The sequence below is a fragment of the Citrobacter sp. CK185 genome (assembly GCF_030333565.1).
Classification (GTDB): Bacteria; Pseudomonadota; Gammaproteobacteria; order Enterobacterales; family Enterobacteriaceae; genus Citrobacter_B; species Citrobacter_B koseri.
Window position 1 is genome coordinate 145,706 of the sequence record NZ_JAOWFR010000023.1, and the last position, 26,482, is coordinate 172,187.

Here is a 26,482-nt window from a genome sequence, read left to right on the forward strand (position 1 = left end):
CTTTACGGAAAATTCCGTAAGACCGCATCTTTTTGTGACGACGACTACACTATTTCAATCAGGATAGTGACGCGGACAGGAAGAAAATGATCCAACAAACGCGAAATTTTTCATTCAAAGTGCTCACAATTAACACGCATAAGGGTTTTACCGCCTTTAATAAGCGCTTTATTCTGCCGGAGCTGCGCGACGCCGTCAGAACCGTCAGCGCGGATATTGTCTGCCTCCAGGAAGTGATGGGCGCGCATGAAGTTCATCCGCTGCACGTCGAGAACTGGCCTGATACCACCCATTACGAATTTCTTGCCGACACCATGTGGAGCGATTTCGCCTATGGTCGTAATGCCGTCTACCCAGAAGGACATCACGGCAACGCGGTACTGTCGCGCTATCCGATTGAACACTATGAAAATCGCGATGTCTCCGTCGGCGGCAGTGAAAAACGCGGCGTGCTGTATTGCCGTATTGTTCCGCCGGTGCTGGCTCAGCCAATTCATGTGATGTGCGTGCATCTCGGCTTACGGGAAGGCCACCGCCAGGCGCAGCTGGATATGCTGGTTGAATGGGTTAACGCCCTTCCCGAATCCGAACCCGTGGTGGTCGCCGGGGATTTCAACGACTGGCGGCAGAAAGCCAACTATCCGTTAAAAGCGTCTGCGGGGCTGGAGGAGATCTTCACCCGCGCGCATGGCCGCCCGGCGCGCACCTTTCCGGTCAGGCTGCCGATACTGCGACTCGATCGTATATACGTCAAGAATGCCAATGCCAGCTCTCCTGCGGCGTTGCCGTTGCGTAACTGGCGACATTTATCTGACCATGCCCCTCTTAGCGCGGAGATACATCTATGAAATGCGGATGGCGTGAAGGCAATCAGATTCAGCTACTGGAAAACGGCGACCAGTTCTATCCCGCCGTGTTTGACGCCATCGCGCAGGCACAGCAGAGGATCATCCTGGAAACCTTCATCTGGTTTGAAGATGACGTAGGTAAGCAGCTACACGCGGCGCTGCTTAAAGCGGCCAGACGCGGCGTAAAAGCGGAAGTGCTGTTAGACGGCTACGGCTCACCTGACCTCAGCGAGGCGTTTGTCGGGGAACTGACCGCAGCGGGGATAATCTTCCGCTATTACGATCCGCGTCCTCCCCTGTTCGGCATGCGCACCAACCTCTTTCGCCGTATGCACCGTAAAATCGTGGTTATTGACGATCGGGTCGCGTTTGTCGGCGGGCTGAATTACTCCGCAGAACATATGTCCGATTACGGCCCGGAAGCCAAACAGGATTACGCCGTTCGCGTCGAAGGGCCGGTCGTGGAGGATATTTTGCAGTTTGAGCTGGAAAACCTGCCGGGGCAAAGCGCCGCGCGCCGCTGGTGGCGACGCCATCATCGCGCCGAAGAAAACCGGAAACCCGGCGAAGCGCAGGTGCTGTTTATCTGGCGCGATAATGATGAACATCGCAACGATATTGAACGTCACTATCTGAAGATGCTTACGCAGGCGAAACGTGAAGTGATTATCGCCAATGCCTATTTCTTTCCCGGCTATCGCCTGCTGCATGCCATGCGCAAAGCCGCCCGACGCGGCGTGCGGGTAAAACTGGTAATCCAGGGGGAACCCGATATGCCCATCGTCAAAGTCGGCGCGCGTCTGCTGTACAACTATCTGGTGAAAGGCGGCGTCCATGTCTATGAATATCGCCGTCGCCCGCTGCACGGCAAAGTGGCGTTGATGGACGATCACTGGGCGACCGTCGGCTCCAGCAACCTCGATCCGCTCAGTCTGTCGCTTAACCTTGAAGCAAACGTCATTATTCATGACCGCACGTTTAACCAGACGCTGCGCGACAACCTGAACGCCATTATCGCCAATGATTGCAAGCAGGTGGACGAGTCTATGCTGCCGAAGCGCACCTGGTGGAATCTGAGCAAAAGCGTGCTGGCGTTCCACTTCCTGCGCCACTTCCCGGCGCTGGTCGGTTGGCTGCCGGCACACACGCCGCATCTGGCGCAGGTTGAACCACCCGCCCAACCGACGATGGAAACGCAGGATCGGGTCGAAGCGGAAAACACGGGGGTGAAGCCCTGATGTCAACATCACACCCGCGATGGCGGCTGGCGAAAAAGATCCTCACCTGGCTGTTTTTTATCGCGGTGATTGTCCTGCTGGTCATTTATGCCGGAAAGGTCAACTGGGAAGATGTCTGGACGGTGATCCGGGATTACAACCGGATTGCGCTGTTGAGCGCGGTTGGACTGGTGATTGTCAGCTACCTTCTTTACGGCTGCTACGATCTGCTGGGACGCTTTTACTGCGGCCACAAGCTGGCGAAGCGGCAGGTCATGCTGGTGTCGTTTATCTGTTACGCCTTCAATCTGACGTTAAGCACCTGGGTCGGCGGAATCGGTATGCGCTACCGTCTGTACTCCCGCCTCGGCTTACCGGGGAGCACCATCACGCGTATTTTTTCGCTGAGCATTACCACCAACTGGCTGGGCTATATTCTGCTGGGCGGAATTATTTTTACCTTCGGCGTCGTGCAACTCCCGGCCCACTGGTATATCGATGAAAATACGCTGCGCATTCTCGGTATTGTGTTGTTGCTGGTGATAGCCGTCTACCTGTGGTTTTGCGCCTTTGCAAAACGGCGTCATATCACGATTAAAGGCCAAAAGCTGATGCTTCCGTCATGGAAATTCGCCCTCGCGCAGATGGGGATTTCCAGCGCTAACTGGATGGTGATGGGCGCCATTATCTGGCTGCTGATGGGGCAAGACGTTAATTATTTCTTTGTACTTGGCGTGCTGCTGGTGAGCAGTATTGCCGGAGTGATCGTGCATATCCCGGCCGGGATCGGCGTTCTGGAAGCCGTGTTTATGGCGCTGCTGGCGGGTGAGCATACGTCGCAAGGCACCATTATCGCCGCCCTGCTCGCCTGGCGTGTGCTCTATTATTTTATTCCGCTATTGCTGGCGTTGATTTGCTATCTGCTGCTGGAAAGTCGGGCAAAGAAGCTGCGGGCGAAAAACGAGAAAGCCTTAGCGAAGTGACGGGTTATTTGCTGCTTATCAGGTGTATTACCGGCCTAACCTGTAGGCCGGATACAGCGTTCACGCCAATTAACGGCGATTACCGAAAATACGCAGCAGCATCAGGAACAGGTTGATGAAGTCCAGATACAGCGTTAACGCGCCGAGAATCGAGTATTTCCGCAGCGTCGAGCTGTCACGAACATCAATCTGCTCGCCAATGTTTTTCAGCTTCTGCGTGTCATAGGCGGTCAGGCCGACAAAGACAACCACCCCGATATAGGTCACCGCCCACATCAACGCTTCGCTTTTGAGCCAGAAGTTGACCAACGATGCCAGAATGATACCAATCAGCGCCATAAACAGCATGCTGCCCCAGCCGCTGAGATCGCGTTTCGTGGTGTAGCCATACAGGCTCATCACGCCAAACATCCCGCCGGTCACGACAAACGTGCTGGCGATAGACGAATAGGTATAAACGATAAAAATGCTCGACAGCGTCAGGCCCGTCAGCGCCGAATAGAGCATAAACAGCGTGGTCGCCATCCCGGCGCTAAGTTTTTGCACCATTGCCGACAGCGCAATAACCAGCGCAAGCTGGGCGATAATCAAGCCAAAGAAGGTGATTTTGCTGGAAAAGACAAACATCATCACCGCAGGCGTATTCGCCGCATACCAGGCGATAAATGCGGTCAGCAGCAGCCCAACCGTCATCCAGCCATATACCTGCGCCATATACGTTTGCAGGCCGGAACGGGTCTGTACGATAGAATCGGATCGTGGGAATCGGTCCATGATGATCTCCTGATTAAAAGTGATACCCCTGAATAAGGGTATCACATTCTGCTACCAGCGTTTTGCCGCCTGCCGATCGCTATCGCGCGCTTCCACCCAGCGGTCGCCTTCCGGCGTCGCTTCACGCTTCCAGAACGGCGCGCGGGTTTTCAGATAATCCATAATGAATTGCCCGGCCTCGAACGCGCTGCTGCGGTGCGCGCTGGTTACGCCGACAAAGACAATCTCATCGCCCGGCCACAGTTCGCCAATGCGATGGATCACCGTCACGCGCCCCAGCGGCCAGCGCGAGCGCGCCTCGTCCACGATATCCGCCAGCGCTTTTTCCGTCATCCCCGGGTAATGTTCCAGCGTCAGCGCTTTAACGCTGTCGCCCAGATTATGATTGCGGACTTTACCGGTAAAGGTCACGACCGCGCCATCTTCATCACGCTCCGCCAGCCAGGGGTACTCCTCCCCGACGCTGAACGGCGCATGGCCAACGATCACTCGCGTTTCAGCCATCTCAGCCTCCTGTCACCGGTGGGAAAAAGGCCACTTCATCACCCGCCGTCAGCGGATGTTCAAAACTGACCAGCGTCTGATTGACGGCGGCCAGCAGCTTGCCGTCTTCCAGCGCCAGCGCCCAGCGATCGCTTTGCGCCGCCAGATGCTGACGCAGCGCTTCTACGGTTGGGAAATCGGCGGCGACCTCTAACGCATCCGTTCCCACCAGTTCACGCACCTGAGCGAAAAACAGAACCTTAATCATGCGTATCCACCTTAAAATCGCCAGACTTACCGCCGCTTTTCGCCAGCAAGCGCACCGGGCCAATCACCATATCTTTTTGCACCGCTTTGCACATGTCGTAGATCGTCAATGCCGCCACGGAAGCGGCTGTCAGCGCTTCCATCTCCACGCCGGTTTTCCCCGTCAGGCGACACAGCGATTCAATGCGTACCCGGTTGTGTTCAGGTTCCGCCTGCAATTGCACTTCGACCTTACTCAACAACAGCGGATGGCACAGCGGGATCAGCTCCCAGGTACGTTTAGCCGCCTGAATACCGGCGATACGCGCGGTCGCGAAAACATCGCCCTTATGGTGGCTACCGTCGATAATCATCGCCAGCGTTTCACTGCGCATCGTCACAAACGCTTCGGCGCGCGCCTCACGTACGGTTTCCGCTTTGGCGGAGACGTCCACCATGTGCGCTTCGCCAGCGGCATTAATATGGGTCAGTTGCGACATACTTATTTCTTCAAATGTGGGTGGAAGTTACACGGGCGTGTGCGAGCATCAAGCTGCGGCGCGATGATGTTGTCCCAGGCGGTGCGGCACGCTTTTGTGGAGCCCGGCATCGCAAAAATCAGCGTCTTGTTGGCAACGCCGGCCACCGCGCGAGATTGCAGGGTCGATGTGCCAATCTCTTCAAACGACAACATGCGGAACACTTCGCCAAACCCTTCGACTTCGCGATCAAAGAGCGGCAGTAACGCTTCCGGCGCCTGATCGCCATCGGTCAGCCCGGTGCCGCCGGTGATGAGCACCACCTGAACGTCATCGCTGGCGATCCACGCGGAAACCTGCGCGCGAATGGCGTAGCGGTTCTCTTTAACGATGGCTTTGTCCACGACCTGATGCCCCGCTTCCAGCGCGGCGTCGCGCAGAAAATGACCGGAAGTGTCGTCTTCTTCGCCGCGACGACTGGAAACCGTAAGAATAGCAATGCGGGTAGGGATAAACTCAGCGCTTACCTGACTCATAAAAACTCCTTTTCCGTTAAGGCGTTAACCGCCTATGTACGATAGATTTTGCGTAATACCGGTATTGTTCTGGTGCAGGAAGTGGGTCTGCTTTTTCTCCAGCAGCGCGGCTGAAATGCGTTCTTCCAGCGCATGTTGCTGTGCATCGTCTTCCAGCAGGTCGCGCAGGCTCACGCCGCCTTCGCCAAACAGGCAAAGATGGAGCTTACCGACCGAGGAAACGCGCAGACGGTTGCAGGTGGCGCAGAAATCTTTTTCATACGGCATGATGAGACCGATTTCACCGGCATAGTCAGGATGACAAAAAACCTGCGCCGGGCCGTCGCTGCGCTGGCGCAGTTGATGAATCCAACCGCGACGCAGCAGTTCATCACGCAGCACCTGTCCAGAAATATGGTGTTTACGAAAGAGTTCGCTCCCCTCTCCCGTCTCCATCAGTTCAATGAAGCGCAGTTGAATGGGGCGTGCCTGAATCCAGGCGAGAAAGGTGTCCAGTTGATGATGGTTCACATCGCGCATCAACACGGTGTTCACTTTGACCTTTGCGAAACCGGCGTCAAACGCGGCGTCAATGCCCGCCATCACCTGCTGGAATTTATCCTGCCCGGTAATGGCGTGAAACTGGCGGGCGTCGAGGCTATCGACGCTGACGTTGATGCCCGTCAGACCCGCGTCGCGCCAGTTCGCCGCATCACGCGCCAGACGATACCCATTAGTGGTCACCGCAATCTGGCGAATCGCGTCGTTTTCACGCACGGCGGCAATGATGTCGGTAAAGTCGCGACGCAGCGACGGTTCACCGCCGGTAAGGCGCACTTTTTCGGTGCCCAGACTGGCAAACGCGCGCGTCACACGGCGAATTTCATCGACGGTCAGAAAGCCGTTATTGGTGACACCGCCAGGCTTGTAGCCATCCGGCAGGCAGTATGTGCAACGAAAGTTACACACATCAGTAATCGACAGACGTAAGTAATAAAACTTACGTGCGAAAGCATCGGTAAGTTGTGAGGCCATGTACACCTTTCCAAATACGGGAGGCGGAGTCATTTCTTCCTGCGCCCTGGTGGCAAACTCTTTCGAGGCTTGTCACGGCCAAAACACCATATCAATTTGACACAGGCGTAGAGGCTAGAGTGTCTTTTTAAGCATCGCTTAAAAAGGTGGTTATGCCGATACTAGCGTGTAAATAGCATTTTTGCCATTCCCACTTTACGCTATATAATCATGTATATAGCGTCATGATCGTGCTATTTCGCTACAGAATAAGCAAAAATTACACTTTTGCATTGATATACATCAGTTAGCCATCAGGCTAACCCTATCCGAAAGAGGTAGAGGGGATGGATTTATTTTCCATCGTTGTTCGTTGGCTAATTGCTGAAAAGGCGCTATTTGCGCTACTGTAGCGCAGTACCTCTGATATTAGGAATTTGTATGCGCAATCGTACGCTGGCAGACCTGGATCGTGTTGTCGCTCTCGGCGGAGGGCATGGATTAGGACGCGTTCTCTCTTCACTCTCTTCATTAGGCTCACGCCTGACCGGTATTGTCACCACTACCGATAACGGGGGTTCCACAGGCCGTATTCGCCGCTCTGAAGGGGGCATCGCCTGGGGCGATATGCGCAACTGTCTGAACCAGTTAATTACCGAACCCAGCGTCGCGTCGGCGATGTTTGAGTACCGTTTTGGCGGTAATGGTGAACTTTCCGGCCATAACCTCGGAAATCTGATGTTAAAGGCGCTGGACCACCTGAGTGTGCGGCCTCTCGAAGCGATAAATTTAATTCGCAACTTATTGAAGGTGGATGCGCATTTAATCCCTATGTCGGAGCTGCCGGTAGACCTGATGGCCATCGACGATCAGGGGCATGAAGTATACGGCGAGGTGAATATCGATCAACTGGCGACCCCGCCGCAGGAGCTGATGCTGTCACCGAAAGTCCCCACCACCCGGGAAGCGGTGCAGGCCATTAGCGAAGCCGATTTGATTCTGATTGGCCCCGGAAGTTTCTACACCAGTTTGATGCCGATTCTGCTGCTTGATGAGCTGGCGCAGGCGCTGCGCCGTACTCCGGCGCCGATGGTCTATATCGGTAATCTGGGGCGCGAATTGAGTCTGCCCGCCGCCAGCTTAACGCTTGTCGACAAACTGGCGATTATGGAGCAATACGTCGGGAAACAGGTTATCGACGCCATTGTGGTTGGCCCGAAAGTGGATGCCTCAGCGGTGACGGGCCGGATTGTGATTCAGGAAGTGCTGGAAGCCAGCGATATTCCGTATCGCCATGACCGACAGCTGCTGCATAACGCGCTGGAGAAAGCGATACAGGCGTTGGGGTAAGCGTTCAGATTTGCCCGGTGGCGCTTCGCTTACCGGGCCTACACACAACAGGCGGCACAACCGTAGGCCGGATAAGACGCTTTGCGTCGCCATCCGCCATCGTCAGGACGCCGCGATAAACAGCTCACGTAGCTGATGCAACTGGTCGCGGATCTCTGCGGCTTCTTCAAACTCCAGGTTTTGCGCATGCTGCATCATCTGACCTTCCAGCTCATGAATTTTCTGCTGCAACGCTTTCGGCGTCATATCCAGCTCAACCACACCCGATTTCGCCGCTGCGCGGGACTTCCCTTTGCCCTTCGCTTTAGTTTTCGCGATATTCTGACCCAGCGCCAGAATATCGACCACTTTCTTATTCAGCCCCTGCGGAACGATACCGTGCTCTTCGTTGTATAACTGCTGTTTCTCGCGACGACGTTCGGTTTCGCCTATCGCTTTCGCCATCGACGGGGTGATCTTATCGCCATAGAGGATCGCCTTCCCGTTGACGTTACGCGCCGCACGGCCGATGGTCTGAATCAGCGAACGCTCTGAGCGCAGGAAGCCTTCTTTGTCTGCGTCCAGAATCGCCACCAGCGAGACCTCAGGCATGTCCAGCCCTTCTCGCAACAGGTTGATCCCCACCAGCACGTCAAACTCGCCCAGACGCAAATCACGAATGATTTCCATACGCTCAACGGTATCGATGTCCGAGTGCAGGTAACGTACACGCTCGCCGTGTTCTTCGAGATATTCGGTAAGATCTTCCGCCATTCGCTTGGTCAGCGTTGTCACCAGCACACGTTCGTTAATCGCCGCCCGCAGGCGGATCTCAGAGAGCAGATCATCAACCTGCGTCGCCACCGGCCGAACTTCAATGATCGGGTCCAGCAGCCCGGTGGGACGCACCACCTGATCCACCACCTCGCCGCCGGATTTCTCCAGCTCATAGTTGCCCGGCGTGGCGGAAACGTAGATGGTTTGCGGGGCCAGCGCTTCAAACTCTTCAAATTTTAGCGGACGGTTATCCAGCGCTGACGGCAGACGGAAACCGTACTCCACCAGCGTCTCTTTGCGCGCCCTGTCCCCACGAAACATCCCGCCGATTTGCGGAATCGTGACGTGAGATTCATCCACGACTAACAGGCCATCGGCTGGCAGATAATCAAACAGCGTCGGCGGCGGCTCGCCAGGCCCGCGCCCGGAAAGGTAGCGGGAGTAGTTTTCAATCCCCGAGCAATATCCCAGCTCGTTCATCATTTCCAGATCGAACTGCGTACGCTGGGTTAAGCGCTGTTCTTCCAGTAGCTTATTGTTTTCCAGCATGATCCTGCGTCTGTCCACCAGTTCGTCTTTGATCTCCTCCATCGCCTGTACGATGCGCTCGCGCGGCGTAACGTAGTGCGTTTTCGGGTAGATGGTGTAGCGCTGGATAGTCGATTCAACCTGCCCGGTCAGCGGGTCAAACAGCGACAGACGTTCAACCTCTTCGTCAAACAGCTCAACCCGCAGCGCAATATCGTCAGACTCCGCCGGGAAGATGTCGATGACCTCGCCGCGTACGCGGAAAGTGCCGCGCTGGAAGGCCTGATCGTTGCGGGTATATTGCAACTCCGCCAGACGGCGCAGGATAGCGCGCTGATCGATGATCATCCCCACCGTCAGGTGCAACATCATCTTCAGGTATAAGTCGGGATCGCCCAGACCGTAGATAGCGGAAACCGAAGCCACGACCACAACGTCCCGCCGCTCAAGCAGCGCCTTGGTCGCCGACAGTCGCATCTGTTCTATGTGTTCGTTCACCGACGCATCTTTTTCGATAAAGGTGTCGGAGCTGGGCACATACGCCTCTGGCTGATAGTAGTCATAGTAAGAGACGAAATATTCCACCGCGTTGTCAGGGAAGAACTCTTTCATTTCGCCGTATAACTGGGCCGCCAGCGTTTTATTGGGCGCAAGCACCATCGTCGGGCGCTGTAAATCGGCAATCACATTGGCGATGGTGAACGTTTTCCCTGATCCCGTTACGCCCAACAGCGTCTGGTGCGCCAGACCATCTTCAAGACCTTCCTCCAGACGACGTATCGCCTCCGGCTGATCGCCTGAAGGTTTAAAAGCGGAATTCAGTTTGAACGGTTTACTCATGGGCAGCTACCTGAAGGAATGGGCGGGCAGGACACTAATTTTACCCGGAGCCGCTAATATTGCCAGCAAAATATACTGGATGAAAAAACAGTGGCGACTTAAGGTATTACTCAAATAAGGGATAACACCCGGCATTGCGACGTAAAATGTAGACCCTGACGAGATAAAAAACCAGTGAGATGCGGTTATCCCCAAACCAAAGACTTTTTTAACACTTGTCAAGATGTGTGATGAAAGATTTGTGGCAACCCGTGACACTTTCCTTACAGCCATTGCTTTTATCTAACAAATTGTTTCATAAGCACTATTTACTTAAGACGCCTTTCGCATCAATTTAGTCGCAGGCCGCGTCTTCTCTCGCTTACGTTGTGTTTTCTAACTCTAATACACAAGGTTATCCACAGGAATGGTGGATAACTGCGTCCAGCCCGTATGGACTGCCGCCTGGCAAAATCGCGCGGACGCCCCTTGATGAGGGGCTAAAAAAAAATTATCGCTTTTTTTTGATTTTTATCAGCTAACGAAACGCGGGCGGCAGGCGAGATCCTGCTCGCATTTTCACCTGTTTTACACCGCCTTCAGGCGCGTCAGGTCGAGATATTGTCCTGTTGATGCACTTTCCGCCTTCCCGGAAAGCCAGGGGATTTCGCCCAGCAGAGGAGCCGTAATCACCCGCGTTAGCGTCGCCATGTATTCCGCATGGCGCTTTCCGGGCGGCGTCACGTCATTGGCTACCCACCCGGCAAGCGTCAGCCCGGTTTGCTGCACGGCCTGCGCCGTCAGCATGGCATGATTGATACACCCAAGCTTCACGCCCACCACCAGAATCACCGGCAGGTGCTCCGCCGCAACCCAGTCGGCAAACGTCAGCGTTTCGCCAAGCGGAGTAAACCAGCCGCCCGCCCCTTCCACTAACACCCAGTCGGCCTGCCGTTCCAGCGTGCGTAAACCGGCGGACATCACCGAGGCCTGAACGGGTCTCCCCTCCTCTGCGCTCACAATGTGCGGCGAGGTCGGTTCCGCAAAGGTGTAGGGATTGATCGCTTCATAGGCCAGCGTCAGCGTGCTGTTGCGCTGTAGCGCCAGGGCATCGCTATTGCGCAGCCCCTGCGCCGTCATCTCGCTGCCCGACGCCACGGGCTTGTAGCCTGCCGTCCGAAAGCCGCTCTGCGCGGCAGCCTGTAACAGGGCGCAACTGGCGACCGTTTTTCCGACTTCAGTGTCCGTCCCGGTGACAAAATACCGTTTAATCACGTTCAATGACTCCCAAAAAAAGCTGATACGTCAGCGGATATTTCCCCTGCTGCTGCGGCCAGGCCAACTGCAACTGTCGCAACTGCGAACGCGTTAACACGCGCGGTTCACGCCCCTCATGCAGATGCGTCGCCCCAATGCCCTTAAGCGAACGCATCGCGCTGAGCGCATCATCAAACCACAGGGTGATCGCCTGGATCTGCTGACGGACGCGCCAGCCGCGCATTGCATTGCCGATCGTCTCCGGCGACAAAAAGTGGTTGGCATGCCCCCGGTTATCTACCGCCTGCCAGGCCTGACGCAGTTCCGGCAGCGATCCGTGCGCCAGCGAGGTAAACGCCACCACGCCGCCAGGACGCACCACGCGATACAGTTCGCTTAGCGCGCCGCGCAAGTCGCCGCACCACTGCACCGCCAGGTTGCTCCATGCCAAATCAAACCGCGCCGCCGCCAGCGGGATGGCTTCGATATCCGCCGCAAGGTAATGGTGAGCAGCCTGCTGACGACGCGCCTCATCCAGCATTTGCGCCGAGAGATCGAGCGCCGTGACCTCGCATCCCTGCTCTCGCCAGAAACGGCTCATCCGCCCTGGCCCACAACCAGCGTCCAGAACGTGCGCACATTCGCGCCCTGCCAGCAGCGCCAACAGCGCGTCCGCACTCTGGCGTTGCAGTTCAGCGTGCTGCTCATAATGCGACGCGGCGCGCCCAAACGCGGCCGCAATCGCCTGCTTATCAACCTGCGCCATCCAGCACCTCCAGTAAGCGATCAATATCCTGCGCTTCGTGCACCTGAGTGAGCGTCAGGCGCAACCGGGCAGTACCGGCCGGAACAGTAGGCGGTCGGATCGCGCTCACCCAGCATCCCTGCTCCCGCAGAGTATCCGCCAGCCGTAACGCGCGCGCATTGTCTCCGACAATCAGCGGCTGAATCGCACTGTGCGAATTTGCCAGCGTAAAATCGCTGGCCTTAACGCCCGAACGGAAGCGCTGAATTAACGCAGCCAGTTTTTCCCGGCGATCTGCGCCTTCCGGGCTTCGGATCACCGCCAGCGCCGCGCTCAGCGCCTGCGCCTGGGCCGGCGGCATACTGGTGCTGTAGATCAGATGGCGGGCAAACTGCAACAGATAATCCGCAACGCTTTCAGAGCAGAGAATCGCCGCCCCGCTGACGCCAAAACCTTTGCCAAACGTCACAATCAGCAGTTCAGGTTTGACCTGCTGTCGCCAGCAGCTTCCGCGCCCCTCATCGCCCGTAACGCCAATACCGTGCGCATCATCCACCAGCAGCCAGGCGTTACGCTGCCGTGCGACACGGTGGATCTCCGCCAGCGGCGCGCCGTCGCCGTCCATACTGAATATGCCCTCTGTCACCACCAGCTGCTGCCCGCCGCACGGGGCGTCCAGCAGGCGCGCCAGGTGTTGAGGATCGTTGTGGGTAAAGCGGCGAAGCGTCGCCGGGCTGAGGTTTGCCGCTTCCAGCAATGAGGCGTGGCTGAGACGGTCCGCGACAATCCGATCGTCTTTCGCCATCAGCGCGGCGATAACCGCCTGATTCGCCGCAAAGCCAGAGATAAACAGCAGCGCCCGCGAATAGCCAAGCCAGCCTGCCAGCGCCTCTTCAAGCGCCTGATGCGCCACGGAGTAGCCGCTGACGTGGCCGGAGCCACCGCTGCCGACGCCAAAGCGCTCCGCACCCTGTTGCCAGGCGCGAATAATCTGCGGATGGTGACTTAAACCGAGGTAGTCATTGCTGGAGAAATTCAGATACTGGCGTTCGTTAGCCACCAGCCAACGCCCTGCCCCCTGCGCCACCGCATAGCGGCGACGCAACGCATCGGCAGAACGACGCGCCATAAGCGCATCGTCAATTTTTTGCTGCCAGGTCATACTGCTGCCGCGTTGTAATAGTCGTCTGTATCCGGGGTCATCAGCGCCTGTTCCAGACGCTGTTGCTGTTCGTTGTCGCCAGCCAGCACCGACGTTTGCTGCGGATTCAGCCCCAGTTTGCGGAACAGCTGGAGATCTTTGTCTTCTTCCGGGTTCGGCGTGGTCAGCAGCTTGCAGCCGTAGAAGATGGAGTTCGCCCCCGCCATAAAGCACATCGCCTGCGTCTGTTCGTTCATCTGTTCGCGACCCGCAGAAAGACGCACGTAGGAGGTTGGCATCATAATCCGCGCGACAGCGATCGTGCGGATGAAATCAAACGCATCCACATCCTCATTATCCGCCAGCGGCGTACCTTTGACCTTCACCAGCATGTTGATAGGCACGCTCTCCGGCGGGGTCGGCAAATTCGCCAGTTGCAACAGCAGCCCGGCGCGATCTTTAACCGTTTCGCCTAAGCCAACGATACCGCCAGAGCAGACTTTAATCCCCGCTTCACGCACTTTGTCCAGCGTATCAAGACGTTCCTGATACGAGCGGGTCGTGATGATGTTGCCGTAAAATTCCGGGGAGGTATCCAGGTTGTGGTTGTAGTAGTCCAGCCCGGCGTTGGCGAGGCGCTGCGCCTGAGATTCATTGAGCGTGCCGAGGGTCATACAGGCTTCCAGCCCCATCGCCTTCACGCCCTGCACCATCTGTTCCAGATACGGCATATCGCGCTCGTGCGGGTTTTTCCATGCCGCGCCCATGCAGAAACGGGTTGAACCGGCGTTCTTCGCTTTGCGCGCGGAGTCCAGCACCTGCTCCACTTCCATCAGACGTTCCGCTTCCAGCCCCGTCTTATAGCGGGAACTCTGCGGGCAATATTTGCAGTCTTCCGGGCAGGCGCCGGTTTTAATCGACAGCAGCGTGCTGACCTGCACCTGTTGCGGATCGAAATGCTGACGATGGATTTGCTGCGCGTCAAATAGCAGATCCAGCAGCGGTTTATTAAATAATTCGGTAACTTGCGACAATGTCCAGCGTGGGTGGTGAGCCATAGGGCCTCTCCAAAGGGTGTTGTTAATTCTTGATTCGGTGTAGACTCGTAAACCTAAATGTTTTTAATTTGGTTTACAAGTCGATTATGACAACGGACGATCTTGCCTTTGACCAACGCCATATCTGGCATCCCTATACCTCCATGACCTCCCCGCTCCCGGTTTATCCGGTTGCGCGCGCCGAGGGTTGCGAACTGATTTTGGCCAACGGCGACCGTCTGATCGACGGCATGTCGTCATGGTGGGCGGCGATCCACGGTTACAACCATCCACAGCTCAACGCCGCGATGAAAACGCAAATTGACGCCATGTCGCATGTGATGTTTGGCGGCATTACCCATGCCCCTGCGGTCAACCTGTGTCGCAAGCTGGTGGCGATGACGCCGCAAGCGCTGGAGTGCGTATTCCTGGCGGACTCCGGTTCGGTGGCGGTGGAAGTGGCGATGAAAATGGCGCTGCAATACTGGCAGGCGAAAGGCGAGTCTCGTCAGCGTTTTCTGACCTTTCGCAACGGCTATCACGGGGACACCTTCGGCGCGATGTCGGTATGCGATCCAGATAACTCAATGCACAGCCTGTGGAAGGGCTATCTGCCGGAAAACCTCTTTGCCCCCGCCCCGCAAAGCCGGATGGATGGCGAATGGGACGAGCGGGATATGGTGGCCTTTGCCCGCCTGATGGCGGCGCACCGGCATGAGATTGCAGCGGTGATTCTGGAGCCCATTGTCCAGGGCGCAGGCGGGATGCGGATGTATCACCCGGAGTGGCTTCGCCGCATCCGTAAGATGTGCGATCGCGAAGGGATTCTGCTGATTGCCGATGAGATCGCCACCGGATTTGGCCGCACAGGTAAACTGTTTGCCTGCGAACATGCAGACATTACGCCGGATATTTTGTGTCTCGGTAAGGCCATCACCGGCGGCACGATGACGCTTTCCGCCACGCTAACCACCCGTCTGGTCGCTGAAACCATCAGCAACGGCGAAGCCGGTTGCTTTATGCATGGCCCGACTTTTATGGGCAATCCGCTGGCATGTGCCGTGGCTTGCGCCAGTCTTTCCCTGCTGGAAACGGGCGAGTGGCAGCAGCAGGTGGCGGCGATTGAAACGCAGTTACGCCAGGAATTAGCGCCCGCGCGCGCATCGTCCTGGGTTGCTGACGTGCGTGTACTCGGCGCCATCGGCGTCGTGGAAACCACGCACCCGGTCAATATGGCGGCGTTGCAGCGTTTCTTTGTCGGGCAAGGCGTCTGGGTGCGCCCGTTCGGTAAACTGATCTACCTGATGCCGCCCTATATCATCCAGCCGGAACAATTGCATCGTCTGACACAGGCGGTGAACGACGCTGTGCGCAATGAAACATTTTTTATCCATTAATCAGCGGTAAGCTGTAGCGGTTCTGGCTACACTTCCTTGCTAATCAGTAGATTAATGGAGGCGGTATGAAACTTATCAGCAACGACCTGCGCGACGGGGAAAAACTGCCCCATCGCCATGTGTTTAACGGCATGGGCTATGACGGGGACAACATCTCCCCGCACCTGGCCTGGGACGAGGTGCCCGCCGGTACGAAAAGCTTTGTCGTGACCTGCTACGATCCCGATGCGCCAACCGGCTCAGGCTGGTGGCACTGGATTGTCGCCAACCTGCCAGCCGATACCCGCGTACTGCCGCAAGGGTTTGGTTCCGGCCTGGTGGCGATGCCGGAAGGGACTCTCCAGACGCGCACCGATTTTGGTAAAGCAGGCTACGGCGGCGCAGCTCCGCCGAAAGGGGAAACGCACCGCTACATCTTTACCGTTCACGCGCTGGATGTGGAGCGTATTGATGTCGATGCAGGCGCCAGCGGCGCGATGGTGGGCTTTAACGTCCATTTCCATGCGCTCGCCAGCGCGTCGATTACCGCAATGTTCAGCTAAGTGCCGTTGTTGCCTGATGGCGACGCTAAAGCGTCTTATCCAGCTTACGGCACCTGACACCCAGCGCCGTAGGCCGGATAAGCGTCAGCGCCATCCGGCATTTTTTTACAAGAAATCAGGTAATAACCGGAACAAGTCCCCACGCGCCAGCAGTTCGGTCGCGCACTCAATATCCGGCGCGAAGAAACGGTCCTGAGTATAATGCGGCACCTGCTCGCGCAGCGCTTTTCGCGCCTGCTCCAGCAGCGGGCTTGAGGTTAACCCTTCCCGGAGGTCGATACCCTGGCAGGCCGCCAGCCACTCTACCGCAATGACCCCACGCGTGTTTGCCGCCATTTCCCATAGTCGCCGACCCGCAGCGGGCGCCATCGACACATGATCTTCCTGATTGGCCGACGTCGGCAGGCTGTCCACGCTGTGCGGATGCGCCAGCGCTTTGTTTTCGCTGGCCAGCGCCGCAGCGGTCACCTGCGCAATCATAAAACCGGAGTTGACGCCGCCGTTTTTCACCAGGAAAGGCGGCAACTGCGACATATGTTTATCCATCATCAGCGCGATACGCCTTTCCGACAGCGCGCCGATTTCCGCAATCGCCAGCGCCAGATTATCCGCCGCCATTGCCACCGGTTCGGCATGGAAGTTACCGCCGGAAATCACATCCCCCTCTTCGGCAAACACCAGCGGGTTATCCGAAACGGCGTTGGCTTCAACGAGCAGCACCTCCATCGCCTGACGCAGTTGTGTGAGGCACGCGCCCATCACCTGCGGCTGACAGCGAAGCGAGTACGGGTCCTGCACCTTTTCACAGTTATGGTGCGACTGTGCTATCGCGCTGGTCTCCGTCAGAACGTGGCGGAACAGCCCGGCGGCGTCAATCTGCCCACGCTGACCGCGCGCGGCATGAATGCGCGCATCAAACGGTCGGCGCGACCCCAGAACGGCTTCGGTGGTTAACGCCCCGCAGACCACCGCAGAGGCGAACAGCGCCTGCGCTTCGAACAACCCACGCAGCGCAAAGGCGGTGGAGGCCTGGGTGCCATTCAGCAGCGCCAGTCCCTCTTTCGCCGCCAGCGTGATCGGTTCCAGTCCGGCCTTTTTCAACGCCTCTTTCGCCGGAAGCCACTCCCCCTGCCAGCGGGCTTTCCCTTCGCCAAGCAGCGTCAACGACATATGCGCCAGCGGCGCCAGATCGCCCGATGCCCCTACAGAACCTTTCGCCGGGATCAGCGGCCAGACCTCTGCGTTGACCAGCGCAATCAGCGCTTCAATCACGCTCAGGCGGATGCCCGAGAAACCACGCGCCAGGCTATTGATTTTCAGCACCATGATCAAACGCACCATCGCGTCGTCCAGCGGCTCGCCAATACCCGCCGCGTGGGAGAGCACCAGCGAACGTTGCAGGTTTTGCAGATCCTCCGTGGCGATGCGCGTCTGCGCCAGCAGACCAAAACCGGTATTGATACCGTAGGCCGTGCGCCCCTCGGCGACGATATTGTTCACGCAGTCGACGCTGGCATTAATACCGTCAACCGCGCTGCTATCAAGACGCAGTTGCACTGGCTGCTGCCAGACGGCGCGAAGCTGCGCAAAACTCAGATGACCCGGCGTTAACGTAAGCGTATTCATATCAGCGTTTTCCTTGAGTAGCCGCGATCATCGGCAAGTTCAGCCCTTGTTCTGCGGCGCATTCAACCGCAATCTCATACCCGGCGTCAGCATGACGCATCACGCCTGTCGCCGGATCGTTATGCAGCACTCTGGCGATACGCGCCGCCGCCTCGTCGGTGCCGTCGCAGACAATCACCATTCCGGCATGTTGCGAGAACCCCATGCCGACGCCGCCGCCATGATGCAGCGAAACCCAGGTCGCACCGCTGGCGGTATTGAGCAGCGCGTTCAGTAACGGCCAGTCGGATACCGCATCAGAACCGTCGCGCATCGCTTCCGTCTCCCGGTTTGGACTGGCGACGGAGCCGGAATCCAGATGATCGCGGCCAATGACGATCGGCGCGGAGACCTCTCCACGGCGTACCATTTCGTTAAACGCCAGACCCAGTTTTTGCCGCCACGCCAGCCCCACCCAGCAAATACGCGCCGGTAAGCCCTGGAAGTTAATACGTTCGCGCGCCATATCCAGCCAGTGATGCAGATGTTTGTCATCCGCCACAATCTCTTTGACTTTGGCATCGGTTTTATAAATATCTTCTGGATCGCCGGAAAGCGCTACCCAACGGAATGGGCCGATCCCCCGACAGAAAAGCGGGCGGATATAGGCCGGAACGAACCCAGGAAAATCAAAGGCGTTCTCTACGCCCATCTCTTTCGCCATCTGGCGGATATTGTTGCCGTAATCGAAGGTCGGGACGCCCATTTCACTGAACGCCAGCATCGCCTGTACGTGCTTCGCCATTGAGCGTTTCGCCGCCTGTACCGTGCCCTGTGGATCTGACGCCGCTTTCGCCTGATACTCCTCCCAACGCCAGCCAGAGGGCAGATAACCGTGCAGCGGATCGTGCGCGCTGGTCTGGTCGGTCACCAGATCCGGGCGAACGCCGCGTTTTACCAGTTCCGGCACGACGTCCGCCGCGTTGGCGCACAGCGCAACGGAGACGGCTTTACCTTCGCGGGTATATTTTTCAATTCGCGCCAGCGCATCATCCAGCGAGGTGGCCTGTTCATCGACGTAGCGGGTACGCAGACGGAAATCAATACGGCTTTGCTGGCATTCGATATTCAGCGAGCACGCCCCCGCCAGCGTCGCGGCCAGCGGCTGTGCGCCGCCCATACCGCCAAGCCCGGCGGTCAGCACCCAGCGCCCGGACAAATTCCCCTGATAGTGCTGCCGTCCTGCTTCAACGAAGGTTTCATAGGTACCCTGCACGATGCCCTGACTGCCGATGTAGATCCAGCTTCCGGCGGTCATCTGGCCGTACATCGCCAGCCCTTTGGCGTCCAGCTCATTGAAATGTTCCCAGGTCGCCCAGTGCGGCACCAGGTTGGAGTTAGCGATCAGGACACGCGGCGCGTTTTCGTGGGTCTTAAACACGCCGACCGGTTTACCGGACTGCACCAGCAGGGTTTCATCGGCCTCCAGTTTGGTCAGCGCATTGATGATGGCGTCATAGCACTCCCAGTCGCGCGCTGCGCGGCCAATGCCGCCATAAACCACCAGTTCATGCGGATTCTCGGCAACATCGGGATCGAGGTTGTTCATTAACATGCGCAGCGGCGCTTCGGTTAACCAGCTTTTTGCCGTCAGGGTTGTTCCCCTCGGGGCGCGGATATCCTGCTGACGATACTTGCTTTGAGGCATGACACCAGACTCCTTACGATGATCGGACAGATAAGTAACATATACTTGTCTATACAACTTGTCGCAAGGCTGATTTTAACAACTGAGATACATTTTTGTTATATTGCGTCAGCAATCACGCTTTTTATCGCGCCGTCATTCAGGACATAAAATGGCCCTGCAACCGGTAGCGAGAACCGGGAAAAAGCAGGCGAGCGTGAGAAACAATGTGCGACGCAGACCAGGTGCGCCGATGAATTAACAGGCAGGGATCGTGCTCCTTAATGTTCAGCAGCGCGCACTCTTCCGCCGTGGCGCGCACGGCTTCCACAATGTGCTCCCCTTCCGTTAGCGGGGCGATCAGCGACAGGTATGCATGAGGCGTGGTCTGGCTGTAATCCTGCGCCAGATAATCCGGTACAACGCCGGCATTCACACAGCGATCCTCAATCTGCACCGGCAGATCGTTTTCATAGTGCACCATCACCGAATGAAAAATCAGCGTGCCTTCACGCACATTCAGGGCCGTGGCCTGAAGCGCATTCGCCTGTGTCTGTTCCAGCGTCAGCACCTCACAGCGGTGCTGATGGTGACGGGCGGCGATTTCATCGGCAATGCTGCGAATTTCAAACAGTGCGGACTGCCCTTTCGGTTCCGCCACAAATGTGCCGACGCCCTGTAAACGCACCAGCAGCCCTTCATCCGTTAATTCCCGCAACGCCCGGTTGATTGTCATCCGGCTGAAGCCAAATTGCGCCACCAGTTCCGCTTCCGAGGGAATGCGGTCATGCGGGCGCCAGACGCCGCTGGCGATGTTGTCGCTGATCGTCTGTTTGACCTTTTCATAGAAAGGCACAGGGGCAGAACGGGATGGGAGCATGCGTAAGCCTTCCTTAAGCGTATGATTTTATTTGCCGGATGGCATTATCCAGCCTGTAACGCGATTCTGGGCCGGACAAACATCGCGATTAACGCCACCCGTGTGCGATTTGCCAGCCGAGGCGTGCCGCAACACGCGCTGCGTTGCCATCATCGTCAAAGCGCGGATTAAATTCAACCATATCCACCGCCTGTAGCTTACCGCTGCGACAAACGGCATCGACAAGCCGCATCACCGTCGCCAACGGCACACCGAGCGCTGCGGGCGCAGACACTGCGGGCATCTCCCAGGCGGGCAGCACATCAAGATCGATGGTCAGGTAGATCTTATCCACGCTGTCGATAACCTGCGCCAACGGCGCCTGAGCGGTATCACAATCCACGTCTTCTACGATGGTCACTCCGCGTTGTTGCGCCTCATCCCATAACGCCTGCGTATTTGCCGCCCGACTGACGCCAAAGCAGGCGTAATGAAACTCACGCTGCTGTTCATCGCATAATTGCGCCAACTGGCGAAACGGCGTACCGGAGGTGGCGTGGTCAGCCCGACGCAGATCCAGATGCGCATCAAGATTAATAATGCCGACTCTGGCATGCGGGAACGCATCGAGCAGTCCCGCGCCATGCCCAAACGCCGTTTCATGTCCGCCGCCTAGCACAAACGTGCGCATATCCGCCTGCTGGCAGCGCCGTACCGCATCGCGAAGCGCCTGCTGCGCGCCTTCCAGATCGGGGGCTTGCGCAATAATGTTGCCTAAATCCACCAGCCGATCGTGGCCGTGGTGAGAGGCCAGGTTCGCCAGCGCCCGGCGCAGGGCATCCGGCGCGCCAGCAGCGCCAGGTCGCCCCTGGTTTCGCTTCACGCCTTCGTCACAGGCAAAGCCGAGCAAGGCGATTTTTTCACGATACATTTCGGGAGAAAACGTCGGGCTGCGCGTCACCGTCTGAAAGAGACGCAGCGCGTTAGCCGCCTCGGCGCTGTCATCACGCCCCTGCCAGAGCGTGGGGGATGCGGGTTGCCATTGCGTCATGTTACTTCTCCTCTGAATACACGGTGACAGAGCGGGTTACGCCCCGGTTCATAAAGGATTTCAACCGGAAGCTCAGCGTCCCATACGGCAAAGTCAGCGACATATCCCGCTTTCAATTGCCCATGCGTCGTCTGCCGCCCCAGCGCGCGCGCAGCATGCCGCGTCACGCCCGCCCACGCCTCTTCCGGCGTTAAGCCAAACTGTACGCAAGCCATGTTCATCGCCAGATGCAAACTGATAAACGGACTGGTGCCGGGGTTAAAGTCCGTTGCAACTGCCATTGGCACGCCATAGTGGCGGAGCAACGCCACCGGCGGGCGCTGCGTCTCTTTGAGGAAATAAAACGCCCCCGGCAGCAGAACGCCCACGGTGCCGCTGCGACTCATCGCCGCCACGCCAGCCTCATCCAGATACTCAATATGGTCAGCGGATAACCCCTGATAACGACTCACCAGTTGTGCGCCCCCCAGCAAGGAGAGCTGCTCAACGTGCCCTTTTACCGGAATGCCCAACGCCTGAGCGGCCTGAAATACCCGCTCACTCTGCGCCAGGTTAAACCCCACGCTTTCACAGAAAAGATCCACCGACTCAAACAGCCCTTTTGCCCATAATCCGGGCAGAATACTTTCGCAAACCAGCGTGATATAGCCGTCGGGATCGTCACGGTATTCTGCTGGCGTCGCATGTGCCGCCAGCAGGGTAGGACTGATTTCCACCCTGTTTTCATGCGCCAGCGCAGCGGCAACGCGCAACATTTTCTCTTCCGTGGCGAAATTCAGGCCATAGCCGGATTTCACCTCCAGCAACGTAACGCCTTCTTGCAGCAATCGCGCCATCCGCGCACGCGCAACGGCTAAAAGTTCATCTTCAGAGGCCGTCCGGGTCGCAGCGACGGTCGCGTTGATACCACCGCCCTGCGCGCTGATCTGCTGGTACGACACGCCGTTAAGCCGCTGCTCCCACTCCCCGGCGCGCGTACCGCCAAAAATCAGGTGGGTGTGACAGTCAATCAATCCGGGCGTGACCAGTCGGCCTTGCAGATCCACGGTATTGCGGTGCTCGGCGTTGAGCGACGACGCAGGCACAATATCCAGTATCCGGCCCTGGCGGACGACAAGCGCATGATCGTCCACCATCCCATAAGGGCTACCGCGTTCAGGGTCCATCGTCGCCAGTCGGCCATTCCGCCAGATCGTGTCATCAGGTAAAAGTTGCGCCATTGGGTTCATCACTTGTCATGGGTTGTCTATACATTTATTTTTTATTCTGCCGGGGTTGTCAATCTTACAGGCCATGAATGTTATTTATTTGTGATGTACTTGCCTGGAACGTCGGGTGCGCGGCGTCTAAAAAAGAACTTTTTACCTTTTCACCTTCCCGTTTCGCTCAACTTAGTATAAAAAAGCAGGCTTCAATGGAATTAATTTAACTTTCAAAGCCCGGAGCAACCTGTGAACACATTTTCGGTTTCCCGTCTGGCGCTGGCACTGGCTTTTGGCGTGACGCTGACCGCCTGTAGCTCTACGCCGCCCGATCAAATCCCATCCGATCAGACCGCGCCAGGCACCTCCTCGCGTCCGATCCTGTCGGCGAACGAAGCGCAGAATTTCGTTGCTGCACACTATTTCTCGTCACTGACGCCGAATACGGCGCCGTGGACGCCTTCCGCCATTACGCTGCCTGCGCAACCTGACTTCGTTGTCGGCCCGGCTGGCACGCCAGGCGTGACGCACACCACCATTCAGGCGGCGGTAGATGCAGCAATTACGCAGCGCAGCAGCAAGCGTCTGTACATCGCCATTATGCCGGGCGAGTATCAGGGAACCGTGTATATCCCGGCGGCGCCTGGCAGCCTGACGCTGTACGGTACGGGCGAGAACGCGATTGATGTGAAAATCGGCCAGGCGATTGACGGCGAAATGAGCACGACCGACTGGCGTCGTTCAGTGAACCCGGGCGGTAAATACATGCCGGGCAAACCTGCGTGGTATATGTTTGATAACTGCCAGAGCAAACGCGGCGCCAGCATTGGCGTGATGTGTTCTGCGGTGGTCTGGTCACAGAATGACGGCTTGCAGTTACAAAATCTGACCATCGAAAACAATCTCGGTGACAGCGTTGACGCCGGCAACCATCCGGCAGTGGCCTTACGCACTGACGGCGACAAAGTGCAGATTAATAAAGTGAACATTCTGGGTCGCCAGAATACCTTCTTCGTGACCAACAGCGGCGTACAGAACCGCCTGCAAAACGATCGCCAACCACGCACGCTGGTGACGAACAGTTACATTGAAGGGGATGTGGATATGGTTTCCGGTCGCGGCGCAGTGGTGTTCGATAACACCGATTTCCGCGTGGTGAACTCCCGTACCCAGCAGGAAGCGTATGTTTTCGCTCCGGCAACGCTGTCGAATATTTATTACGGTTTCCTCGCCACCAACAGCCGCTTTACCGCCGCAGGTGATGGCGTCGCACAACTGGGGCGTTCGCTGGATGTGGATGCCAACACCAACGGTCAGGTCGTTATCCGCGATAGCGTGATTAACGAAGGGTTCAATATGGCGAAACCGTGGGCTGACGCCGTTATCTCCAAACGTCCTTTTGCCGGGAATACTGGCGCGAAGGATGATAAAGACGAGGTACAGCGTAACCTGAACGACACGAACTTTAACCGGATGTGGGAATACAACAACCGGGGTTTAGGCAGTAAAGTGGTTGCCGAACCGAAGCAATAATATCTGCTGACGATTATTCTTCAGGCCAGATAAAAGAGAAAAGGTCGTCACGCCGGGCGTGACGACCTTTTTTTACATCTGACGGTTTTTATTGAAATTAATCAGACTTCCCGCTTTGATAATTTCACGTTCCTCGGCGGTCAGGCTTTCCAGATACAGACTGATTTCCGTGATTTCATCGTCATGAATCACATAGCCTTTTAAGGTGGTTGCGCATTGATCCAGCGCCGTACGGACGCCAGGAATGTAAATATAATCCCCGACGTCAAACCCAGGCTCACCCGCCATTTGCAGCGGCAACATTCCCCAGTTGATCACATTCGAACGGTAGCGTTTCGTCGCATACTCCTGAGCTATATTCGCCAGACCGCCAATCACGCGCTGACAGCTTGCCGCCTGTTCACGCGCGGAACCGTCTCCCGGCTTAACGGCATAAATCATGCTGCCAATCCCGGTGGCTAACGGATCGGTGTTTTCCTGGCCCGCAATAGTGCGAATACGGGCAAAGACCGGCTCCAGCTCACTCACCTCGCCTGCCAGACGCTGTTTTTCCAGCGTCGCGGTTGCTTTGCTTCGGCCAACATAGTCTGGATCGCGGCGTGACAGGGTGAACTCCGCCAGACCAACCGGGTTTGAGCGGAAAGACGAGGTCTCCCCGGACGGGATCAGCTCATCCGTCGTTGTGACTTCATCAAGAATTTTTGACGCCACCTTGAGCAGAATATTTTCCGTCAGCGCCCCCAGCGCCGGCCAGTCTTTAATATTCGGGCCATAGATGAGCGATTGCTGCGTCGCCCCTTTAACAAAACCCTGATAGACACGGTTTTTGTACGGAGTGGGATCAAACGCATAGTCAGGAACGTTTTCCCAGCAGTCCAGTTCAGCGGCGGAGGTCAGATAGCCCCCATTTATTGCCGTCGCCGCAATAGAACGCGCATCCATCAGCGCAACCGCGGACATTTGACCATTACCCGGTTTCGAACCTTCACGGTTCGGGAAGTTACGGGTGGTGTGGCGAATGCTCAGCCCGTTGTTAACGGGCGTATCGCCAGCGCCAAAGCATGGGCCGCAGAAAGCGGTTCTGATGATTGCGCCCGCGCCAGTTAAATCGGCCACCACGCCTTTTTTCGCCAGATCCATAAATACAGGCTGTGAAGAGGGGTAAACCGCGAGTGAGAACGTCTCGTTACCACACGATTTACCGCGCAACGCATTCGCCGCCGCAATGACGTTCTCATAGTTACCGCCTGAGCATCCGGCAATAATTCCCTGCTGAACCTTTAATCTTCCCTTCTCAACTTTATCCAGCAGTGAGATTTTGGCTTTCCCACGGGCAATGCACGCAGACTCAATTTCTACCTGGTGCAGAATATCCGTCAAATTCTCATTTAATGTGTCGATTTCATACACATTGCTCGGATGGAAAGGTAGCGCGATCATCGGTTTAATTGTGTTCAAATCAACATAAATACAGCCATCGTACCAGGCCATTGGCTGCGGATTCAGCTGTCGATAGTCCGGTTCACGGCCATGTAACGCCAGCCAGCTACGGGTTTCATCATCCGTTTGCCACACCGAACTCAGGCAGGTCGTCTCCGTGGTCATGACATCAACACTGTTACGGAAGTCCGTGGACATTGCGCTAATGCCCGGCCCCACAAATTCCATGACCTTATTTTTGACATAGCCATTTTTAAATACGGCGCCAATGATGGCTAACGCCACATCCTGCGGGCCAACGCCTGGCGCCGGTTTTCCCGTCAGATATACCGCCACGACGCCTGGATAATCGATATCCCAGCTATCATTCAACAGTTGTTTGACGAGTTCACCTCCGCCCTCCCCTACGGCCATCGTCCCCAGCGCACCGTAGCGCGTGTGGCTGTCTGAGCCTAAAATCATTTTTCCACCACCCGCCATCATCTCGCGCATATATTGGTGGATGACCGCAATATGGGGCGGCACATAAATACCGCCATAGCGCTGCGCGGCGGAAAGTCCAAAAAGATGATCATCGCCATTAATGGTTCCACCAACGGCGCATAATGAGTTATGACAGTTTGTGAGAACATAAGGTAATGGAAAACGCGCCATCCCGGACGCTTTCGCGGTCTGAATTATGCCTACATAGGTAATATCGTGGGAGGTTAACGAATCAAACTTGATTTTAAGTTTATCCATATTTCCTGACGTATTATGAGACGCAAGAATGGACCATGCGATGGTGCCTTTTTTGGCTTCCTCTTTTTGTACATTACCGCAATACTGTTCTTCTGCAATTATCTCATTGTTACCGGAGAGATAAATCCCTTTGTCATATAACTTAATCATTCATTACTCCACATTGCCGTGCATGTTTCCATGCACGGACAACAGACAATGTCATTAATAATAAAAATGAACGCTGACGGTTG

Annotated in this window: 24 protein-coding genes and 1 riboswitch; of the genes, 7 read left to right on the forward strand and 17 right to left on the reverse strand. The window is 56.7% G+C overall.

Features of this window, described 5'->3' with window-relative positions; genetic code table 11:
• Positions 1-86: 86 nt before the first annotated feature.
• The 3 genes from OGV79_RS08360 to OGV79_RS08370 are packed head-to-tail and all read left to right on the forward strand — an operon-like array spanning position 87 to position 3,048.
• Positions 87-848, forward strand: coding sequence for an endonuclease/exonuclease/phosphatase family protein (locus OGV79_RS08360; protein WP_049011126.1), 762 nt, complete (start codon positions 87-89; stop codon positions 846-848).
• Entirely contained in the window at positions 845-2,086 is a 1,242-nt protein-coding gene (gene clsB, locus OGV79_RS08365) for a cardiolipin synthase ClsB (RefSeq protein ID WP_012133187.1), read from the forward strand. The genes OGV79_RS08360 and clsB overlap by 4 nt, the downstream gene beginning before the upstream one ends.
• Positions 2,086-3,048 (forward strand): lysylphosphatidylglycerol synthase domain-containing protein, encoded by a 963-nt coding sequence (locus OGV79_RS08370; protein WP_047457979.1) that lies wholly within the window; start codon positions 2,086-2,088, stop codon positions 3,046-3,048. Before clsB ends, OGV79_RS08370 begins: the two co-directional genes overlap by 1 nt.
• A gap of 69 nt (positions 3,049-3,117) precedes the next feature.
• On the opposite strand, the gene OGV79_RS08375 is transcribed toward OGV79_RS08370, so the two are convergent.
• From OGV79_RS08375 to moaA, 6 genes are all read right to left on the reverse strand, one after another.
• Positions 3,118-3,822 carry a Bax inhibitor-1/YccA family protein gene (locus OGV79_RS08375; RefSeq protein ID WP_024130511.1) on the reverse strand — a complete coding sequence of 235 codons (705 nt, stop codon included), beginning with the start codon at positions 3,820-3,822 and terminating at the stop codon, positions 3,118-3,120.
• 51 nt (positions 3,823-3,873) lie between these two features.
• On the reverse strand, positions 3,874-4,326 hold the full coding sequence (moaE, locus tag OGV79_RS08380; RefSeq protein ID WP_012133190.1) for a molybdopterin synthase catalytic subunit MoaE: 453 nt from the start codon (positions 4,324-4,326) through the stop codon (positions 3,874-3,876).
• Position 4,327: 1 nt separating this feature from the next.
• Positions 4,328-4,573: a molybdopterin synthase sulfur carrier subunit gene (gene moaD, locus OGV79_RS08385; RefSeq protein WP_012133191.1), complete on the reverse strand. Its 246-nt coding sequence runs from the start codon at positions 4,571-4,573 to the stop codon at positions 4,328-4,330.
• Positions 4,566-5,051, reverse strand: coding sequence for a cyclic pyranopterin monophosphate synthase MoaC (gene moaC, locus OGV79_RS08390; protein WP_049008945.1), 486 nt, complete (start codon positions 5,049-5,051; stop codon positions 4,566-4,568). Before moaC ends, moaD begins: the two co-directional genes overlap by 8 nt.
• Before the next feature lie 2 nt (positions 5,052-5,053).
• Positions 5,054-5,566: a molybdenum cofactor biosynthesis protein B gene (gene moaB, locus OGV79_RS08395; protein ID WP_047457988.1), complete on the reverse strand. Its 513-nt coding sequence runs from the start codon at positions 5,564-5,566 to the stop codon at positions 5,054-5,056.
• A gap of 24 nt (positions 5,567-5,590) precedes the next feature.
• Positions 5,591-6,580 carry a GTP 3',8-cyclase MoaA gene (gene moaA, locus OGV79_RS08400; protein ID WP_024130512.1) on the reverse strand — a complete coding sequence of 330 codons (990 nt, stop codon included), beginning with the start codon at positions 6,578-6,580 and terminating at the stop codon, positions 5,591-5,593.
• Positions 6,568-6,714: riboswitch (molybdenum cofactor riboswitch) on the reverse strand. (Overlaps the previous gene by 13 nt.)
• Before the next feature lie 286 nt (positions 6,715-7,000).
• Here moaA and yvcK point away from each other — a divergent pair.
• Complete coding sequence (gene yvcK / locus OGV79_RS08405) at positions 7,001-7,909, forward strand: uridine diphosphate-N-acetylglucosamine-binding protein YvcK (RefSeq protein WP_024130513.1); 909 nt, start codon at positions 7,001-7,003, stop codon at positions 7,907-7,909.
• A 102-nt stretch (positions 7,910-8,011) separates the two neighbouring features.
• On the opposite strand, the gene uvrB is transcribed toward yvcK, so the two are convergent.
• The 5 genes from uvrB to bioB form a co-directional block, all read right to left on the reverse strand.
• Positions 8,012-10,033 (reverse strand): excinuclease ABC subunit UvrB, encoded by a 2,022-nt coding sequence (gene uvrB / locus OGV79_RS08410; RefSeq protein WP_049008949.1) that lies wholly within the window; start codon positions 10,031-10,033, stop codon positions 8,012-8,014.
• A 567-nt stretch (positions 10,034-10,600) separates the two neighbouring features.
• Positions 10,601-11,287, reverse strand: a complete 687-nt coding sequence (gene bioD, locus OGV79_RS08415) for a dethiobiotin synthase (protein WP_286468229.1) — start codon at positions 11,285-11,287, stop codon at positions 10,601-10,603.
• On the reverse strand, positions 11,280-12,035 hold the full coding sequence (gene bioC / locus OGV79_RS08420) for a malonyl-ACP O-methyltransferase BioC (RefSeq protein WP_153258246.1): 756 nt from the start codon (positions 12,033-12,035) through the stop codon (positions 11,280-11,282). Before bioC ends, bioD begins: the two co-directional genes overlap by 8 nt.
• A complete protein-coding gene (bioF, locus tag OGV79_RS08425) occupies positions 12,022-13,176 on the reverse strand; it encodes an 8-amino-7-oxononanoate synthase (protein ID WP_286468230.1) in 1,155 nt (384 codons plus the stop codon). The genes bioC and bioF overlap by 14 nt, the downstream gene beginning before the upstream one ends.
• The gene (gene bioB / locus OGV79_RS08430; protein ID WP_012133202.1) at positions 13,173-14,213 is read right to left on the reverse strand and encodes a biotin synthase BioB; all 1,041 of its coding nucleotides are present in this window, start codon (positions 14,211-14,213) and stop codon (positions 13,173-13,175) included. The genes bioF and bioB overlap by 4 nt, the downstream gene beginning before the upstream one ends.
• A gap of 86 nt (positions 14,214-14,299) precedes the next feature.
• On the opposite strand from bioB, the gene bioA reads away from it, so the two are divergent.
• Complete coding sequence (bioA, locus tag OGV79_RS08435) at positions 14,300-15,589, forward strand: adenosylmethionine--8-amino-7-oxononanoate transaminase (RefSeq protein WP_047458002.1); 1,290 nt, start codon at positions 14,300-14,302, stop codon at positions 15,587-15,589.
• 65 nt (positions 15,590-15,654) lie between these two features.
• Positions 15,655-16,131: a kinase inhibitor gene (locus tag OGV79_RS08440; RefSeq protein ID WP_047458005.1), complete on the forward strand. Its 477-nt coding sequence runs from the start codon at positions 15,655-15,657 to the stop codon at positions 16,129-16,131.
• A 105-nt stretch (positions 16,132-16,236) separates the two neighbouring features.
• Here the strand turns inward: OGV79_RS08440 and hutH are convergent, their stop codons facing one another.
• The 5 genes from hutH to hutI form a co-directional block, all read right to left on the reverse strand.
• Positions 16,237-17,757, reverse strand: coding sequence for a histidine ammonia-lyase (hutH, locus tag OGV79_RS08445; RefSeq protein ID WP_012133205.1), 1,521 nt, complete (start codon positions 17,755-17,757; stop codon positions 16,237-16,239).
• Position 17,758: 1 nt separating this feature from the next.
• Positions 17,759-19,444, reverse strand: coding sequence for a urocanate hydratase (gene hutU, locus OGV79_RS08450; protein WP_012133206.1), 1,686 nt, complete (start codon positions 19,442-19,444; stop codon positions 17,759-17,761).
• Between the two features lie 139 nt (positions 19,445-19,583).
• Entirely contained in the window at positions 19,584-20,303 is a 720-nt protein-coding gene (locus tag OGV79_RS08455; RefSeq protein WP_012133207.1) for a histidine utilization repressor, read from the reverse strand.
• Between the two features lie 88 nt (positions 20,304-20,391).
• On the reverse strand, positions 20,392-21,333 hold the full coding sequence (gene hutG / locus OGV79_RS08460; RefSeq protein ID WP_012133208.1) for a formimidoylglutamase: 942 nt from the start codon (positions 21,331-21,333) through the stop codon (positions 20,392-20,394).
• Positions 21,330-22,553 carry an imidazolonepropionase gene (gene hutI / locus OGV79_RS08465; RefSeq protein ID WP_049009614.1) on the reverse strand — a complete coding sequence of 408 codons (1,224 nt, stop codon included), beginning with the start codon at positions 22,551-22,553 and terminating at the stop codon, positions 21,330-21,332. The genes hutG and hutI overlap by 4 nt, the downstream gene beginning before the upstream one ends.
• A 231-nt stretch (positions 22,554-22,784) precedes the next feature.
• Between hutI and OGV79_RS08470 the strand changes: the two genes are divergently transcribed.
• Entirely contained in the window at positions 22,785-24,068 is a 1,284-nt protein-coding gene (locus OGV79_RS08470) for a putative acyl-CoA thioester hydrolase (protein ID WP_012133211.1), read from the forward strand.
• 72 nt (positions 24,069-24,140) lie between these two features.
• On the opposite strand, the gene OGV79_RS08475 is transcribed toward OGV79_RS08470, so the two are convergent.
• On the reverse strand, positions 24,141-26,399 hold the full coding sequence (locus OGV79_RS08475) for a hydratase (protein WP_115181822.1): 2,259 nt from the start codon (positions 26,397-26,399) through the stop codon (positions 24,141-24,143).
• Positions 26,400-26,482 lie beyond the last annotated feature (83 nt).

What these genes read in the sequence shown, in the direction of transcription:
- OGV79_RS08440 (WP_047458005.1), top strand. Translation starts at nt 15,655, where the DNA reads ATGAAACTTATCAGCAACGACCTGCGCGACGGGGAAAAACTGCCCCAT.
- bioF (WP_286468230.1), bottom strand. Translation starts at nt 13,176, where the DNA reads ATGACCTGGCAGCAAAAAATTGACGATGCGCTTATGGCGCGTCGTTCT.
- OGV79_RS08375 (WP_024130511.1), bottom strand. Translation starts at nt 3,822, where the DNA reads ATGGACCGATTCCCACGATCCGATTCTATCGTACAGACCCGTTCCGGC.
- OGV79_RS08370 (WP_047457979.1), top strand. Translation starts at nt 2,086, where the DNA reads ATGTCAACATCACACCCGCGATGGCGGCTGGCGAAAAAGATCCTCACC.
- moaC (WP_049008945.1), bottom strand. Translation starts at nt 5,051, where the DNA reads ATGTCGCAACTGACCCATATTAATGCCGCTGGCGAAGCGCACATGGTG.
- clsB (WP_012133187.1), top strand. Translation starts at nt 845, where the DNA reads ATGAAATGCGGATGGCGTGAAGGCAATCAGATTCAGCTACTGGAAAAC.
- bioA (WP_047458002.1), top strand. Translation starts at nt 14,300, where the DNA reads ATGACAACGGACGATCTTGCCTTTGACCAACGCCATATCTGGCATCCC.
- moaB (WP_047457988.1), bottom strand. Translation starts at nt 5,566, where the DNA reads ATGAGTCAGGTAAGCGCTGAGTTTATCCCTACCCGCATTGCTATTCTT.
- hutH (WP_012133205.1), bottom strand. Translation starts at nt 17,757, where the DNA reads ATGAATACGCTTACGTTAACGCCGGGTCATCTGAGTTTTGCGCAGCTT.
- moaA (WP_024130512.1), bottom strand. Translation starts at nt 6,580, where the DNA reads ATGGCCTCACAACTTACCGATGCTTTCGCACGTAAGTTTTATTACTTA.
- OGV79_RS08360 (WP_049011126.1), top strand. Translation starts at nt 87, where the DNA reads ATGATCCAACAAACGCGAAATTTTTCATTCAAAGTGCTCACAATTAAC.
- hutU (WP_012133206.1), bottom strand. Translation starts at nt 19,444, where the DNA reads ATGCCTCAAAGCAAGTATCGTCAGCAGGATATCCGCGCCCCGAGGGGA.
- OGV79_RS08475 (WP_115181822.1), bottom strand. Translation starts at nt 26,399, where the DNA reads ATGATTAAGTTATATGACAAAGGGATTTATCTCTCCGGTAACAATGAG.
- uvrB (WP_049008949.1), bottom strand. Translation starts at nt 10,033, where the DNA reads ATGAGTAAACCGTTCAAACTGAATTCCGCTTTTAAACCTTCAGGCGAT.
- moaD (WP_012133191.1), bottom strand. Translation starts at nt 4,573, where the DNA reads ATGATTAAGGTTCTGTTTTTCGCTCAGGTGCGTGAACTGGTGGGAACG.
- hutI (WP_049009614.1), bottom strand. Translation starts at nt 22,553, where the DNA reads ATGGCGCAACTTTTACCTGATGACACGATCTGGCGGAATGGCCGACTG.
- yvcK (WP_024130513.1), top strand. Translation starts at nt 7,001, where the DNA reads ATGCGCAATCGTACGCTGGCAGACCTGGATCGTGTTGTCGCTCTCGGC.
- moaE (WP_012133190.1), bottom strand. Translation starts at nt 4,326, where the DNA reads ATGGCTGAAACGCGAGTGATCGTTGGCCATGCGCCGTTCAGCGTCGGG.
- bioC (WP_153258246.1), bottom strand. Translation starts at nt 12,035, where the DNA reads ATGGCGCAGGTTGATAAGCAGGCGATTGCGGCCGCGTTTGGGCGCGCC.
- hutG (WP_012133208.1), bottom strand. Translation starts at nt 21,333, where the DNA reads ATGACGCAATGGCAACCCGCATCCCCCACGCTCTGGCAGGGGCGTGAT.
- OGV79_RS08455 (WP_012133207.1), bottom strand. Translation starts at nt 20,303, where the DNA reads ATGCTCCCATCCCGTTCTGCCCCTGTGCCTTTCTATGAAAAGGTCAAA.
- bioB (WP_012133202.1), bottom strand. Translation starts at nt 14,213, where the DNA reads ATGGCTCACCACCCACGCTGGACATTGTCGCAAGTTACCGAATTATTT.